This window comes from Halopseudomonas pertucinogena, assembly GCF_014646575.1.
Classification (GTDB): domain Bacteria; phylum Pseudomonadota; class Gammaproteobacteria; order Pseudomonadales; family Pseudomonadaceae; genus Halopseudomonas; species Halopseudomonas pertucinogena.
The window spans coordinates 1-16,214 of record NZ_BMNN01000005.1 but is presented as its reverse complement, the minus strand read 5'-3'; the positions used below and the strand labels follow the sequence as shown (position 1 = coordinate 16,214).

General features: G+C 61.4%; 13 protein-coding genes. 7 read left to right on the top strand and 6 right to left on the bottom strand.

The genetic code is table 11. From position 1 onward, the window contains the following. Positions 1-47: 47 nt before the first annotated feature. Entirely contained in the window at positions 48-797 is a 750-nt protein-coding gene (locus tag IEW63_RS11050; RefSeq protein ID WP_188636695.1) for a LytR/AlgR family response regulator transcription factor, read from the bottom strand. A gap of 21 nt (positions 798-818) precedes the next feature. Then, complete coding sequence (locus IEW63_RS11045; RefSeq protein ID WP_188636694.1) at positions 819-1,880, bottom strand: sensor histidine kinase; 1,062 nt, start codon at positions 1,878-1,880, stop codon at positions 819-821. Between the two features lie 92 nt (positions 1,881-1,972). On the opposite strand from IEW63_RS11045, the gene argH reads away from it, so the two are divergent. The 7 genes from argH (at position 1,973) to IEW63_RS11010 (ending at position 11,882) form a co-directional block, all read left to right on the top strand. Further along, entirely contained in the window at positions 1,973-3,367 is a 1,395-nt protein-coding gene (gene argH / locus IEW63_RS11040; protein ID WP_188636693.1) for an argininosuccinate lyase, read from the top strand. A 210-nt stretch (positions 3,368-3,577) separates the two neighbouring features. After that, on the top strand, positions 3,578-5,701 hold the full coding sequence (locus IEW63_RS11035; protein ID WP_188636692.1) for a type VI secretion system Vgr family protein: 2,124 nt from the start codon (positions 3,578-3,580) through the stop codon (positions 5,699-5,701). Beyond that, entirely contained in the window at positions 5,701-6,576 is an 876-nt protein-coding gene (locus IEW63_RS11030; protein WP_188636691.1) for a DUF4123 domain-containing protein, read from the top strand. Before IEW63_RS11035 ends, IEW63_RS11030 begins: the two co-directional genes overlap by 1 nt. Beyond that, a complete protein-coding gene (locus tag IEW63_RS11025; RefSeq protein WP_188636690.1) occupies positions 6,573-10,220 on the top strand; it encodes a T6SS effector BTH_I2691 family protein in 3,648 nt (1,215 codons plus the stop codon). Before IEW63_RS11030 ends, IEW63_RS11025 begins: the two co-directional genes overlap by 4 nt. Continuing rightward, on the top strand, positions 10,120-10,869 hold the full coding sequence (locus IEW63_RS11020) for a hypothetical protein (protein WP_188636689.1): 750 nt from the start codon (positions 10,120-10,122) through the stop codon (positions 10,867-10,869). The genes IEW63_RS11025 and IEW63_RS11020 overlap by 101 nt, the downstream gene beginning before the upstream one ends. Positions 10,870-10,939: 70 nt before the next feature. Continuing rightward, complete coding sequence (locus IEW63_RS11015) at positions 10,940-11,674, top strand: hypothetical protein (protein ID WP_188636688.1); 735 nt, start codon at positions 10,940-10,942, stop codon at positions 11,672-11,674. Between the two features lie 31 nt (positions 11,675-11,705). Further along, on the top strand, positions 11,706-11,882 hold the full coding sequence (locus IEW63_RS11010) for a hypothetical protein (RefSeq protein ID WP_188636687.1): 177 nt from the start codon (positions 11,706-11,708) through the stop codon (positions 11,880-11,882). Here the strand turns inward: IEW63_RS11010 and gstA are convergent, their stop codons facing one another. The 4 genes from gstA to aguB all read right to left on the bottom strand — a co-directional run bounded on the left by gstA (position 11,883) and on the right by aguB (position 16,040). Then, entirely contained in the window at positions 11,883-12,491 is a 609-nt protein-coding gene (gene gstA / locus IEW63_RS11005; protein WP_188636686.1) for a glutathione transferase GstA, read from the bottom strand. 115 nt (positions 12,492-12,606) lie between these two features. After that, on the bottom strand, positions 12,607-13,962 hold the full coding sequence (locus IEW63_RS11000) for a hypothetical protein (protein ID WP_188636685.1): 1,356 nt from the start codon (positions 13,960-13,962) through the stop codon (positions 12,607-12,609). A 98-nt stretch (positions 13,963-14,060) separates the two neighbouring features. Continuing rightward, on the bottom strand, positions 14,061-15,158 hold the full coding sequence (aguA, locus tag IEW63_RS10995; RefSeq protein ID WP_188636684.1) for an agmatine deiminase: 1,098 nt from the start codon (positions 15,156-15,158) through the stop codon (positions 14,061-14,063). Between the two features lie 3 nt (positions 15,159-15,161). Continuing rightward, complete coding sequence (gene aguB, locus IEW63_RS10990; RefSeq protein ID WP_188636683.1) at positions 15,162-16,040, bottom strand: N-carbamoylputrescine amidase; 879 nt, start codon at positions 16,038-16,040, stop codon at positions 15,162-15,164. Positions 16,041-16,214 lie beyond the last annotated feature (174 nt).

Sequence of the window (16,214 nt, the reverse complement as noted above, 5' to 3'; positions counted from 1 at the left end):
ATACGCCATGCCCCGGCTATCATCCATGCGCGCCCCCTCCGCCGTGCTCAGAGCTGCTCCATCAGTTTGCGCAGGCCGGGCACGTGCCGGCGGCTGACCGTCAGGGTTTCCTCGGGCAGGTCGCGCAGATGCAGATGGAAGTGCCCCATGGAGGTGCGCTGCAGCCGGCCGATGCGATCCCGCGCCACCAGCGCATTGCGGTGGATGCGCACGAACTGCTCGCCGAACTCGTCCTCCAGCGCCTTGAGCGGTTCGTCCAGCAGCAGCTCGCCGTTGGTATGGCGCAGGGTCACATACTTGTGATCGGCGATGAAATACAGCACATCCTCGATCGGTACCAGTTCCACTCCCTTGCGCGTGCGCGCACTGATGTGGCTGCGCGCCTGCTGGGTTTCGCTGGCGATGCCGGCCCGGCCCAGACTGGCCAGCTGCATGCGATTGAGCCGCTGGGCCTTGCCCAGCGCCTCGGCAAGATCCTCACTGCGTACCGGCTTGAGCAGGTAGCCGACGGCGCTCACGGCAAAGGCTTCGAGGGCGTACTCGCCGTGGGCGGTGCAGAACACCACCGCCGGCGCATCCGGCATCTCGCACAACCGTGCGGCCGCCTGCAGTCCGTCCATGCCCGGCATGCGGATGTCCAGCAGGACGGTGTCCGGATGCAGCTTTTCCACCAGCTCCAGCGCTTCCTGGCCGTTGGCTGCCATTTCCGGCAGGGCGGTATACCCGGGCAGCGCGGATACCAGCCTGGCCAGGCGTTCCCGTGCAAGAGGTTCATCATCGGCGATCAGTACTTTCATGCCTGAATGACTTCCTGTGCGTTAAGTGATTGGTTGCCTACAAGGATAGACCAGCCTGCTGAAGTAGCGCGGCCCATCCTGCCACGCTTCCACCCGGGCAGTGGGCCCGAACAGCGCGGCCAGGCGGGCACGTATGTTGTCCAGCGCCATGCAGGCACCACGGTGTTCTGATTGCTGTGGACAGCTGTTGGATACCAGCAGTTCAACGCTGCCGTTGCGATAGTGGCCGGTAACCTGAATGTCGCCACCGTCCACACTGGGCTGGAGACCGTGCAGAATGGCATTCTCCAACAGGGGTTGCAGGGTCAGCAGCGGCATCGGCAGATCGGGCGGCAACTCATCCACCTGCCAGTCCATCCGCAGACGCCCCCCCAGGCGGTACTCCTCGATCCGCAGATAACCGCGGCACAGCCGGTACTCCTCGGCCCAGGTGGCGACCGCCTCGGCATCGCTCAGATTGGCGCGGAACAGGTCGGACAGGTCCAGCACGGCGCTCTCGGCCTTGTCCGGCTGGCTGCCGATCAGGCTGACGATGCTGTTGAGACTGTTGAACAGGAAGTGCGGGCGGATCCGTGACTGCAATGATTGCAGGCGCGCCTGCAATGCGGCCTGGTTGTGCATCTGCCACTGCTGCTGCAGATAGAAATAGCGCAGCAGCAGGCTGGTCATGATGGCAGCGATGAGCCCATGGCGCAGCAGTTGCTCGCCGCGCAGCACCGGCATTCCGGTCATGCCCTGCTGCAGCACCCAGTCAGCCAGCACGGTGAACAGCAGGGTCAGGCCGACCACCACCGTGTAGCAACCGGCAATGGCCGCTCCCATGGACCGCCGGCGCATCCAGCTGCGCAACGGACACAGCAGCGCGGCGGACAGCAGCACGATCCACTGCACGAACAGCGAGGCGAGGGCCAGCTGCAGCCAGTCGAAACCATCGGGGGCGGGCTGGGCAAGCACCCAGACCAGCACCATGAGTTCTGCCAGTACCACCAGGGTAAACACCGAAACCGAGGAGCAGAGGTCGGGAAGGAAGAACTCCTTCCCGCGTTGGGGCTTGCTCAACAGTGACCAGAATCCGTTCTTCATCCGCGCAGTCTCCGCCAGCGGGCACCAAGGGTGCTGGGACAAGTGATATCCTATGCGTTTTCTCACTTCATTGCAGCGGAACCCTCCGACCCATGAGCCAAGATCAGACTACCAACCAATCCTGGGGCGGCCGTTTCAGCGAGCCGGTGGACGCCTTTGTCGCCCGCTTCACTGCCTCGGTCGATTTCGACAAGCGCCTGTACAAGCATGACATCCAGGGCTCCATCGCCCATGCCACCATGCTGGCGAAGGTCGGCGTGCTCAGCGAGGCCGAGCGCGACAGCATCATCGAGGGGCTGGAGGCGATCCGCGCTGAAATCGAAGCCGGCCAGTTCGACTGGCGGGTCGATCTGGAAGATGTGCACATGAACATCGAGGCGCGCCTGACCGAGCGCATCGGCATCACCGGCAAGAAGCTGCACACCGGCCGTTCGCGCAACGATCAGGTAGCCACCGATATCCGCCTGTGGCTGCGCGAGGAAATCGACATCATCGTAGGCGAGCTGGAGCGCCTGCAGCGCGGCCTGCTGGATCAGGCCGAGCAGCATGCCGAGGTCATCATGCCCGGCTTCACCCACCTGCAGACCGCCCAGCCGGTGACCTTCGGCCATCATCTGCTGGCCTGGTTCGAGATGCTCTGCCGCGACCGCGAGCGGTTGCTGGACTGCCGCAAGCGGGTCAACCGCATGCCGCTGGGCTCGGCAGCACTGGCCGGCACCACCTACCCCATCGACCGTGCGCTGACCTGTGAGCTGCTGGGCTTCGAGGCGATTTCCGGCAACTCCCTGGACGGCGTCTCCGACCGCGATTTCGCCATCGAATTCTGCGCCGCTGCGGCGCTGGCGATGATGCATCTGTCGCGCTTTTCAGAGGAGCTGGTGCTGTGGACCAGCGCCCAGTTCAACTTCATCGAGCTGCCCGACCGCTTCTGCACCGGCTCCTCCATCATGCCCCAGAAGAAGAACCCCGACGTGCCCGAACTGGTCCGCGGCAAGTCCGGCCGCGTCTACGGCCACCTGATGGGCCTGCTGACCCTGATGAAAAGCCAGCCGCTGGCCTACAACAAGGACAACCAGGAAGACAAGGAACCGCTGTTCGACGCTGTAGATACCCTGCGCGACAGCCTGCGCGCCTTTGCCGACATGATCCCGGCGATCCATCCGAAGGTCGAGGTGATGCGTGAAGCAGCCCTGCGCGGCTTCTCCACCGCCACCGACCTGGCCGACTATCTGGTACGCAAAGGCATCCCCTTCCGCGACTGCCATGAAATCGTCGGGCATGCGGTGAAGTACGGCGTGGACAGCGGCAAGGACCTGGCCGAGATGAGCCTGGACGAACTGCGCCGCTTCAGCGACCAGATCGAGCAGGACGTGTTCGAGGTGCTTACCCTGGAAGGCTCGGTGAATGCCCGCGACCATATCGGCGGCACCGCACCGGCGCAGGTGCGTGCTGCCGTTCAGCGCGGTCGCGAGTTGCTGGGTCGGTAATAGTCAACGCACGCTGTGCCAGCTGGATTGATGTGGCACAGCGTGAGCGACCAGCAGAAACCCAGACCCGGATGACCACTCACTGATCAACCACTGCTTCCCACACTCCCTAGTGACTGCGAACTGACTCACAGCTTGGCCCACTGAACCACTCCCACAGCCGCCGGTTTGATATAACGGCACCTTTGTTCTTCAGACAAGGGACACAGGATGTTTGCCCCCGCCGACCAACCGCACTTCACCCTGACCCTGCCGGGCATCGACCACGACTTCAAGGTACTGGCCTTCCGTGCCCGCGAGGCGATCAGCCAGTGCTACCGTATCGAACTGCAGCTGGTCAGCGACCAGCCCGATCTGGACCTGGAAGCCCTGCTGCAACACAACGCCTGGCTCGATCTGGGCAACGGCACCGGCCTGCACGGGCTGATCCACCACGCCGCCATCGGCGAGTCCGGCAAGCGCATGACCCGCTACCGGCTGGAGCTGGTACCGCACCTGCACTACCTGTCCCTGCGCCACAACCAGCGCATCTTCCAGCACCTGACCGTACCGCAGATCATTGCCCGAGTGCTCGAAGATCACGGCATCCAGAGCGACGCCTTCCAGTTCCAGCTGGGAAGCGACTATCCAGAACGGGACTACTGCACCCAATACGACGAAAGCGACCTGCACTTCATCCAGCGCCTGTGCGAGGAAGAGGGCATCCACTACCACTTCCGCCACAGCCAGGACGGCCACCTGCTGGTGTTCGGCGATGACCAGACCGTATTTCCGCGCCTCGCCCCGGTCAGCTTTGACCAGGGCAACGGCATGGTCGCCGACGAGCCGGTGATCAAACGCTTCGGCGTAAGACTGGAAACCCGCACCAGCCGCGTCACCCGCCGCGACTACGACCCCAACAAGGCCCGCCTGCAGCTGGAAAGCCAGGCCCGGGCCGAACAGCTGCCCGACCTGGAAGACTACGACTACCCCGGCCGCTTCACCGACCGCAGCCGCGGCAAGCAACTGGCCCAGCGCACCCTGGAACGCCACCGCAGCGACTACCACCAGGCCACCGCCCACAGCGATCAGCCTACTTTGCGCAGCGGCCACTTCCTCGAACTGCAAGGCCACCCCAGAACCAGCTGGAACGACCTCTGGCTGATCACCGAGCTACATCACGAAGGCAAGCAGCCGCAGGTTCTAGAGGAATCTATAACCAGCTCAGAGTTACCGGCCGGCACCGATTTTACTACCTCTCCCCTCGCGGGAGAGGGCTGGGGAGAGGGGGAAAAGTCCTGGGCCAAGGAGGACCCCACCTTCACCCAAGGCTACCGCAATCACTTCACCGCCACCCCCTGGGCCACCCCCCACCGCCCAGCCCGCGCTCACCCCAAGCCAAAAGTACTGGGCACCCAGACCGCCACCGTCACCGGCCCCCAAGGCGAAGAGATCCACTGCGACCCCCAGGGCCGCATCAAGGTCCAGTTCCACTGGGATCGCGAAGGCCAGGCCGACGCCAACACCAGCTGCTGGTTAAGGGTGGCCAGCAACTGGGCCGGCAACCACTGGGGCAGCGTCACCATCCCGCGCATCGGCATGGAAGTGCTGGTCAGCTTCCTCGAAGGCGACCCGGACCAGCCACTTGTCAGCGGCTGCCTGTACAACAGCGCCCACCCGGTGCCCTACGAACTGCCCGAGCATAAAACCCGAACAGTCTTCAAAAGCCTGAGCAGCCCCGGCGGCAATGGCTTCAACGAATTGCGCATCGAGGACCGGGCCGGTGAGGAACAGATCTTCATCCACGCCCAGCGCGACTGGGACCAGAACATCCAGCACGACCAGCACATCCGCGTCGGTAACGAGCGCCACGAACGCATCGAAGCCAATCGCTACACCGAAAACCTGGCCGAAGAACACCACACCACCGATGCCGACCGCAGAACCGAGATCAAGGCCGACGACCACCTGACCGTCGCCCACCACCAGCACATCAAACTCGGTCAGGGCCAGTTCATCGAGGCTGGACAGGAAATCCACCTGTCCAGCGGCATGAAAGTGGTGCTCGAAGCCGGTAGCGAAATCACCTTCAAGGTGGGTGGCAGCTTCGTCAAACTTGATCCCGGTGGGGTGACTCTGGTCGGGCCGAGCGTAAAGATGAATTCCGGCGGCAGCCCAAGTCAAGGCACCGGAGCCACGCCGTTGGTGCCAGGCGAGAGTGTGGCGCCCGAAGTGGAAGAAGGAGGCATTGTGTTAGTGCCCGCGCAGCGTCAGGCATTGATGCAAGCAGCGCCGCGCTGCGCCATTTGCCAACTATCTGAACAGCCGGGTCTGGCAGCGGAAAGGATTGGGTGATGAGCGCAAACGCCCAGTCATATCTGCTGTTCGACGGTGTACTGCGCGAGCAACTGCTGCCGTGGCTGTATATGCAGGATGAGCCGCTGGAAGTCGAACCCCTCTACGCACGGACTCGCTGGAGCGAGTTGGCCGATATTGGCCCGGTGCTGGTGCAACCGCTCTCGGCCCAGGGGCTGCTGACGAACGTCGAGCGTGATCCGGCACTGCAGGCGTGCGCGTCAGTACTGCGCAGCAAAGCGCCCATGCTGACGGTTGCCGACCATCTGCGCCAGTTTATACAGGTCAGCGATGCCCTGGGGAGTGACAGTCTGTTGCGTTTTGCCGACCCGCTGGTGGCTCAATACTGGTTGGCCAGTTACAGCCCGCAGGCACTGGCTGCTGTGCTGGGGCCGATAGATGAGTGGCAGCTGGCTACCCACAAACCTCGTTGGCAAGTGCAGGAACAGACGCAATGGCTCAGCTTTCATTCGTCTATGCCGACGAACAGCTTATTGGGCCTCAAGCCAGGTCATCTGGAAGAACCCCAGATTGATGCGCTGGAGCTGGCCTATCAGAGGCGCTTTGCTGACCGGCTTGATAGCTGGTTTGAGCAGACCCAACCTGACTTCAGGGACAAGCAGGGCAATCATTGGGGCGACTGGATTGCCCGACAATATCAGGCCGCCCAAGCCTGGGGGTTGACGACCGAACGTAGTATCGCCATCTGGTTGGAACTGCATGCTCGGCTCGGCGAGGAGGTGTGCAGTGCTGAGGATGGCCTGTATGCCATCTGGCTGGCCGACAACCCTCATATGACGCGCGTCCCCCCGGATACACGTATTCAGGCTTTCGAAGCCGATTCTCTCAACTGTCAGCAAAAGGGACTCTCATGACGGCCGCACATCCACTATCCCTCGCGCAGGCCCAACGCAATCAGCAGTTCGAAGACAAGCCCGCCAGCGCCAATGCACAATGCCCGCTGCGCGCACAGGAAGTGGCGATCTTCCCGGTACGCTATGCGCTGGATGAATCACCACCTAAAGGGTCTTCACAGGGCCCAAACCCCTTGCCGCCAGGTTTTGACGCCGCGCATCTGCCGTCTCTGGAGTCGCGCAGCTATACGCTGCGCCAGTTGCGTGATGGCTGGCTGTACGTCTGGGATGAAATCGCATCCACTTTTCATGAGTACCGCGTACAGGGCCACCAGTTCACCCGCATGGTCTGGGGCGAGCGAGAGCTGGGGCAGGATGTGCGTGACAATCCTGGCGAAACCCTACCTTATCTGCTTTATCCGCGAAGCAGTCGTCTGCGTCTGGCTTACTCGCCGGTGCAATGGACGTGGCGTATCTGCGAACGGATGCGCAGCAATGCCCAACAGCAGGCACAGTGGATGCGTCATCTGGATCTGCGCAATTACTGCAACAGCCTGGAGGTCGCCCATGGCGCCCCATTGCGCACCCTGGCCGATGCCGTAGCCGATATCAGCAGCGCTGGAGCTGTCCCCAATTTCGAAACGACGTTCGTGCCTGCCACAGGGGAACCGAACAGTGAGCACCCGGCCATGCAGGTCAAACCCGGCATCAGTGACGCTCTGGTGCTGGGCGCGGTCCCGGATCAGGACACCGCATTGTTCATCGCGCTGGATGATCCTCTGGCAGTCATTCAGGATCTGAACATGCAGCTCAACGGTCGCCTGGCTGAGATCGGTGAGTTTGACATGCAACATCGCAACACCATTCAAAGTGCTCTGGCTGTGCATCAGGCCTGCGGTGTCGACCTGGACGCAGTCATGCCAACGGCGGTGAAGGGCGATCTGCAGCAGCGGCTTGCATTTACTGCGGATGCCCATCGCTTTCTGAGCAGTTATGCCACAGCGCATAGTGTGTATGTTGATTTCGCCGGGGCTAACGCCGCCTCGCGTGCGCACCAGATTGATATAGCTATCATGCGCGACAAGTGGCAGGTCTCGCACAACCACCCGGCATGGGGTGAGCTGGCCGAAGACTGGCGGGCCAAGGACGCCTGGCGCAACGATGTGCGCTATGACGAAGTCTGCATTTTTCTAAATGAGAGGGCCGATGAACTACTGCGTCTGCGCCACCACGTGCGGGTTTCCGAGACTGATCTGACTCGCTGGCTTGAGTCCCTGAGACCGGAAGCCGAAGCGCTGTTCTACGACACCTGCAACGCACAGCAGAGCGCAGAACTGCTTGAGTGGGTTGAGGGAATCGCCCAGAGCCTGGGGGGCTGCAGCAGCGACGAAGTGGACGCACCCGCGCAGAACAACAGCATCATGCGGTTGGCCAGGCTCGAATTCCAGGGGCAGGCATGGTTGTATCGCCAGATGACGGAAGAGAACAGTCTCATAGGTCTGGCCTTGTTCAATTTCAATAGCGAGCTGGCCCAGGCCCTGGAACAGATGGCCTACAACTACACCACCACCGGCACGATCGATGGCCTGGGGAATCAGTCGGACACCAGCGGCCAGATCAATACCGGGAGCGACTTCTGGCAGCGGACGCTCAAGGGCGTAGAGGATGTTCAGGGGCTGCTCAGTCTGGAGGTGGTGCAGAACAGCCGCCTCTACCGCTCCCTGTCCGAGACAGCTCGCATGAGCATGGACGCTCTGCGTCAGGCCACTCTTCAACGCGCCAGTGAAGTATGGAATCGGTTGTCGACCCTGTTCCTGCCGGCGCTCAAGGCTTTGGCCAACAATCCGACGACGGCGGTGCGGGTGCTGCGCTTTTCGCTCACCCAGATTGTGGTGAGCCATGAGGTTTCTGACATTGTAGCCCTGAAGCTCAACAGGAACTTCGCCCGTGAGCAGCAGCAATGGACCATGGACCAACAGGCAATAGCCAAGCAGCGGCGAGGTCAGCGGGGAACACTGCGAAGGTCAGGCAACTGGTACGACAAGAAGTCAGCACGCCAGGACCTGCGTGCACTGGATGCGGCGCTGCAAGACCACTACAGCAACCGGCCCCGGCATGTATATGGCGTACTGCATGTATATGGCGTACTGAAAGGCCAATCACGCAGCACCACGGTCAGCGTCCAACAGCTGGAGGTGTTGCTGTTCACGGTCGGCCAGTCCGAAATGCAGACCCAGCTGCACCTCAAGGCAACCAGCCCAGCCGCCTATGCCGCGCGCACCAAGGCCTGGGTTGATGTCAACCTGGGTGGAACCTTGCCGGTACTGCTTGCCGGCCTCGGCCTGTGGAATTTGATGGTGACCACCCGAGCGGTGCATCACGACGGTTACCTCACCGGTGAGGAAAAGAACCAGCTGCTCACTTCGCTGGCTACAGCGGGCTCGTTGTTGATGGCGCTGATGGTGATGCCGATGTGGGCGCGGGTGGGGAATATGACAGGTGTAATTCGGGGGCAGACACTGGAGTTGACCCAGGCAGGGGCGCGTGTCTGGCTGAAGGCGGACAAGCTTTCCCACGCCAAGCTCGCCCAGCGCCTGATTGCTCGCACCGCAGGCATGGCCGCACTGAATGTCATCGCGGCAGCCAGCGAGATTGTGCAGGTCAGTCGACAGATGGAGCGGGCGACCAGTCACGAGCAAACGAGGGCGCTGGAAATTCAACGCTATGCTTTGTCTGCGATGGCTATCGGCGCTGCAATCCAGGTTGGCGGCAGCCTTTCAGGTCTTTACTTCAACTTTGCCTGGGTCATGGGCGGCTGGATGATTGGCTTACTGGCTATTGTAGGGCTGGTCTATCTGGTCGCCAGCGTACTAGTCAGCCTTTATCATCGGGAGGGTTTGCGACTCTGGCTGTACCAGTGCTACTGGGGCAAGGCCGCCATCCCCATGGATGACACCGATGAAGCCCACGGGCAGAGTCTCTGGCAACTGGCGCAGATATGTCTGACCCCGGACGTGAGTGTTCGCTCGACCAATAACCCTTACTGGAACGGGCTCGATGGTGCCTGGTTGCAGATCAGCCTCCCTGCCCAGTTGGCAGGCCAGGGTTGCGAGATCAAGGCCGTATTTGTACGCAAGACAGGCGGGTTTCTGGCCAGCAGAAGCGTGATCGCCCTGGAGCAGCAGGTATACGACCGCCTGGGCGGTGGCTACTGGAGCCCGGCGCTGGGGGATGACCCGCTGTCGAATATGCCCCCGGTCGGCCATAACGACAAACTTCCGGGCGACCATGATTATTCCGCGGATGCCAGCCATTACCATTGGCGCACATGGATACCGGTCAGTGGTGCGTCCTATGTCGAGCTGGAACTGAGTTACCCGGAACTGGATAAGGCGCGTGAACCCATGCGTTTTATGTTCAGGGCCAAGCTGATGAATGCCCCCCGAACCGCCGAGCTGATCAGCGACCCACTGTCGAATAGGCCGGTGGAAGGTGAGTTTCTCTCACGCACTGCCATACAACCACAAATGATTACCCTGCCCGCACCCTTTATGGAGACTTCAGATGTTCTCACGCAAACCCCTGACCCTGCCGCCCCAGCTGGACTGGCAGTACAAGGACGAACCGGCCCTGGCCGAGTGGTCATTGAGGGCGCGGGCCTATAATACGGATGTTGCCAATGGACTGTGCGTAGGAGTTTCCCTGATTGCTATACCAATGGCTATTTGGCTGGGGTTTGACATTGATCGCCCCCTATTCTGGCAACTGTCGTTAACAATATTCGGCCTACTTTTATTTGGCTTAATGATATTCAGCATAACCCACCAGACAACCAAGTTCGCCTACCGGCTGACCGCTTCCGGGCTGGAGTTCTGTGAATGGAAGGAATTCCCCGAGTGGCTGCCCCGGCTGCTGAAGTGGGCGGCCGGCATCACCTGCGTGTTCATGCTGATGCTGGCCACGATACACCCGGCGGCATTGATTGGCGCCATAGCAGGGCCGGGGATGATGGGGCTGATGTATCTTAAAATGGGCACGTCGAGTCAGTTCCGACGCATGCATGAGCGGTTTCATCAGGGTTTTCACCCGTGGACTGACTTCACCAAGATGACGGTGTTTCGGCGGCGCTCCATCATTGGGCTGCACTTCGAGTGGTACAACCCTGAGGGTGATGGCGGCAAGGGTCGAATGATCCCTTGGGAGGAGCTTCTCTACTGCCGCAAATTCCAACTTGACGAGCTGATCGCTATCATCCGCGCGCAACTACCCGAATCCACGCCCTATGAAGAGGCCTATATCCCTATCTATGCCTGATGGGGTGATGCTGCCCAATAAAAAGAAGTTGCCAGCCGAACGTTAGTTGCTGGCTGCATGGAGACTTCAGATGTTCTCACGCGACCCCCTGACCCTGCCGCCCCAGCTGGACTGGCAGTACAATGATGAACCGGCCCTGGCCGAATGGTCATTGAGGGCGCGAGCGTATAACACGGATATTGCAAATGGGCTTTTTGTTATTTTTGCACTGATTTCATTAGCAGCCGCCTATTGGCACAGTACGTTGGGCGGCTATCATGTCGTGGTTGATATCCTGCTCTTTGCTGTTCTCAGTGGTGTTGCTTTAAGCATGACCCACCAGACAACCAAGTTCGCCTACCGGCTGACCGCTTCAGGGCTGGAATTCTGCGAATGGAAGGAGTTCCCCGAGTGGCTGCCTCGGATGCTGAAGTGGGCGGCCGGCATCACCTGCGTGTTCATGCTGATGCTGGCCACGATACACCCGGCGGCATTGATTGGCGCCATAGCCGGGCCGGGCATGATGGGGCTGATGTATCTGAAAATGGGGACGTCGAGTCAGTTTCGTGAAATGCATGAAAGGTATCGGCATAAAGTTCAGCCCTGGAGTGACTTCACGAAGATGATCGTCTTCCGGCGGCGCGCGATCATAGGTTTGAGCTATTCCTACTACAACCCCGAAGCTGAACTCGAAGACAAGTTGATCCGCGCCACGCGCAAGATCTACTGCCGCAAAGCCCAACTCGACAATCTGATCGCGATCATCCGTGAGCAACTACCCGAATCCACACCTTATGAAGAGGCCTACATCCCTATCTATGCCTGATAAAGGGGCGGCCGGCCTTCCCGGAGTGGCGATGCTGCTTCTGGCCACGGCGCACCTGGCGGAACTGGCCGGTGCTATTGCGGGGCCGATGTTGATGGGGATGATGCACCTGCCCAGGCCGGGGCTGCCGTTCAGCGCGGTCGCGCCCTGCTTGCAGAGTAAGTGCTACGCAACTGATCGCCGTGACGGCGGTCAGTTGCGCAGTTGATCAGCTGATCAGACCTTCGGCCTTCATCGCCGCCTGAACTGCGGGCCGTTGGGCGATGCGGGCACTGTAGTCGGCCAGTACCGGCCAGGGTGACAGATCGACCTTGACCAGCTTGCTCCAGCCCAGAATGGTGAACAGATAGGCATCGGCGATGCTGAATTCGCCGCCCAGCAGGTACTGTCTGTTCTCAAGCTGGCCGGCAATATATGCCAGACGCTTGCCCAGCCCCTGCTTCACCTGCTCTCTCCACTCCTCCGGCATGGCCGGATTGAACAGCGAGCCGAAGCCCTTGTGCAGTTCGGTTGTGATGAAATTGAGTTTCTCCTGCAGCCGATAGCGTTCCATGCTGCCTGCCGCCGGCGCCAGCTTGCGCTCCGGTACCTGATCGGCGAGATAGGCCAGAATCACCGCCGCTTCGGTCAATACCTCACCATTGTTCAACGCCAGGGCGGGGACGTAGCCGTTGGGGTTGATCGAGGTATAGTCTGTACCATCAGCGGTTTTCTTGGTGGCCAGGTCGACCTGCTCCTTGTCGAAGGAAAAACCACCCTCAATGAGTACGATATGGACCGCCATGGAACAGGCGCCCGGGCTGTAATACAGCTTCATATGAATCTCCTCCAGGGTAGTGATTCAGACGATCGAGTCGAACCGTGAACGGTTTCGACTCGACAGTCATCATACCTCAGATGGGTGAAACCTGTTTTACAGCCCCCCCCCCGGATCACAGCGCCGCGCTGACCGACAGCACGAAGCCGCCCTGCCCTTCATCGCCGTAGCTGCCGCTGACCAGCTCGTATTCCCCGGCTTCGAGGTACAGTTCGAGCATCGCATTGGTGCCACCCGAGCTGTCGTCATCCTCCATCATCAGCCCCTGCCCATCGAGCCGCAGTACGGCATCGAATTCCGAGGAGCGCAGACCGATCCGGTACAGGCCGCTTTCCGTGATCTGCAGGCGGCTGCGATGGGCTTCGCCCGTGGCAAGGCGGCCGACACGGGTATCAGCAGGCGCGACATGCTCGCCCAGCGGGCTGACCGGACTGATCTGCGCCTGCAGGCTGAAGATGCCGTCCTGGCTGCCCAGTTGCGATGCCTTGACCCGGTAGGTCCCCGGTTCCACCACGGCGCTGATCAGCGCGTCACGGTTGCCGCCACCGTCGTCGTCACGCACAGCCACACCGGGGCCGTGCAGTTCCAGCAGGCTGTCCATGTCCCGTGAGCGCATGCTCAGCTCCAGCAGGCCCGCCTGCTCGATCACCAGGCGATAGGTCTGGGCCTGCCCCGCCAGCAGGCCGGTATATTCCCTGCCCACTTCCAGCGCGGCGCCGTCGCTCAGATCGACGCCGTCCGGCAACTGGCGCTGGGTGATGCTCAGGGTATAGATGCCCTGGGCCCTTTCCTCAACGCCATCGACAATCACCTGGTAATCACCCGCCGCAAGTCGCGTGTACAATCTGGAATCGGTGTTGCCGGCGCCATCATCGTCGCTCAGATTGATCCTGTTACCACGCAGCTTCAGCAGGGTATCCAGTTCATCGGAGCGCAGCAGGATTTCATAAAGCCCTTCATCGGCAATCTTCAATGTGTACTGGTTGCCGGTGCGGGCGTCGCCAGCCTGCAGCCGGCCGAGAATATCCGCGCCCGGATGCAGCTCACCTTCGTTGGTCACGTCGGCGGTACTGACCTCCAGCTGGAAAGGCCCGAAATCTTTGGCATCCCTGCCACTGACCGCCAGCCGATAGGTACCGTCCTGTTCCGGCTGGATATACAGCTTCCCTGGCCGCGGCCCGCCCACCGGGCGGTTGTCCTCGGTCAACAGCAGGAGAACCGGCTCCTGCAGCGCGCCGCTGCTGCTGACGCGGTAGAAGGTATCAGCCTGCAACTGCAACCCGAAGCTCTGGCTGCGCGAGCCATCATTCAGGTTGACGGCACTCTGGCTAGTCAGCTCGCCCTTCAGCGTGGCCGGCATGGCAGCGACCGGAGCCGATGCGGGCTCGGCCTGGCGGGGTTCATTACAACCGGAAAGCAGGATCGCAACGCCTGCCAGAGGCAGGGCTACGGCACGAAAAGCGAAGCGCATGGGGTGTCCTTATCATTGGCTCAAGGCAGAACTGCCCGGCAAGCCGGGCAGGGCAATGAACTATAATACGAACCCTTCTGCGGCGGGAGCCGCTACGCTTAAACCGCCGGCTGCTGCTGGGTGATGCAATGGATATTGCCGCCCCCCAGCAGTATCTCCCGCCCCGGCACCATTACCACCCGCCGCTCGGGGAACAGCCCCTCCAATGTCTGCCTGGCGGTGTCGTCCTGCGGATCATCGAAGGATGGCGCAATGATGCCGCCGTTGACGATCAGGAAGTTGATGTAGGACCCAGCCAGGCGAATGGAGGGGTCACGCGGCTGGCTGCCAGCGGCCGGCTCGACCCCGGCGCACTCCTCCTCGCTGGCATGGATCGGCCCGGGAATCGGCATCCTGTGTACAGTCAGTGATCGGCCCTGGGCATCGACCGCCTGCTCCAGTACCGCCAGCGCCGCCTGGCAACGGGAATAGTTGGGGTCTTCGGGGTCATCCGTCCAGGCCAGCAGCACTTCACCGGGGCGGACGAAGCAACAGAAATTGTCGACGTGGCCATCGGTCTCGTCGTTGTACAGCCCTTCCGGCAGCCAGATGATGCAGTCCACACCAAGATAATCGCGCAACATCTGCTCGATCTCGTGCCGTTGCAGATGAGGGTTGCGGTTGGGGTTGAGCAGGCATTCCTCGGTAGTGATCAGCGTGCCTTCCCCGTCCACATGGATGGCTCCGCCTTCCAGCACGAAGCCCTCGGTGCGGTAACGCGGGCAGCGTTCCAGCCCGAGTATCTTGTCGGCCACCTGATCGTCCCTATCCCAGGATGAATACAGCCCTCCGTTCAAGCCGCCCCAGGCGTTGAACACCCAGTCCACGCCGCGCAGCCCGCCCTGGCCATTGGTAACGAAGGTCGGGCCTGTGTCGCGGACCCAGGCATCATCGCTGCTGAGTTCAACCACGCGGATGGCTGGATGGTCCAGCAACTGGTTGGCCCGGGCATACTGCGCCGCCGACACCCCGACGGTAACCGGCTCGAAACTGGCGATCGCCTTCGCCACCTCGGCAAAGGCCACCTGCGCCGGCTGGCCGCCAAGCCGCCAGTTGTCCGGCCGCTCGGGCCAGATCATCCAGGTCTGGCTGTGCGGCGCCCACTCGGCGGGCATGGCGTAACCGTCGGCGCGGGGCGTGCTGTGCAGGGTGTACATGAATCAGGACTCCAGCGAACCGTCCAGGGTCTTCAGCGGCCCGTACAGGTTCGGCCGGCGGTCGCGGAACACGCCCCAGGCGGAACGGATATGCTCCAGCTGGTCCAGGTCGAACTGCTGCACCAGCACGGTCTCGTCCCGGTCGTTGGCTTCCTGTACTTTGGCGCCGAACTGGTCGGCAATGAAGGACGCACCGTAGAAGGTGATGTCGTACCCGTCCTGCTCCTCCAACCCGACCCGGTTGCTGGCCACCAGCGGCATCAGGTTGGCGCCGGCATGGCCTTGCTGCACCCGCTGCCAGTGATCCTTGGAGGTGATTGATGAGTCATGGGGCTCGCTGCCGATGGCCGTCGGATAGAACAGGATCTCGGCGCCCTGCAGCGCCATCGACCGGGCACACTCGGGGAACCACTGGTCCCAGCAGATCCCCACGCCGATGGTGGCGTAGCGGGTCTTCCATACCTCGAAGCCGGTATCCCCAGGGTTGAAGTAGTACTTCTCGTGGTAACCGGGGCCATCGGGAATGTGGCTCTTGCGGTACACACCCAGATTGCGGCCATCGGCGTCGATAATGGCGATACTGTTGAAACGCGCCCGACCGCTCAGCTCGAAGAAGCTGATCGGCAGTACCACTTCCAGCTCTTTGGCAACCTTCTGGAAATGGGCAATCGCCGGATTCTCGTCCGTAGGCGTGGCCATCTGCAGATATTCAGGATTGGGCTTCTGGCAGAAATACGGCGTCTCGAACAGTTCCTGAATCAGGATGATCTGCGCCCCCCTGGCAGCAGCCTGACGCACCAATTGTTCGGCTTTGGCGATATTGGCCTGGCGATCCCAGCTACAGCTCATCTGGGTGGCGGCGACGGTAACGAGGCGGGGCATGGCATTCTCCGGTAGAAAGGATCATGGGATACAGCATAACCCATGACCCCTTCCCCGGCAGTGACGTTCCTGTGCAAACCGGCAACATAGGTAACAGATCAGACCGGCAACATGGGTTACACAAGTTACGGTATGGGCAAGGAGGACCAGCCCATGCCCTGGCAAGAGACTTGT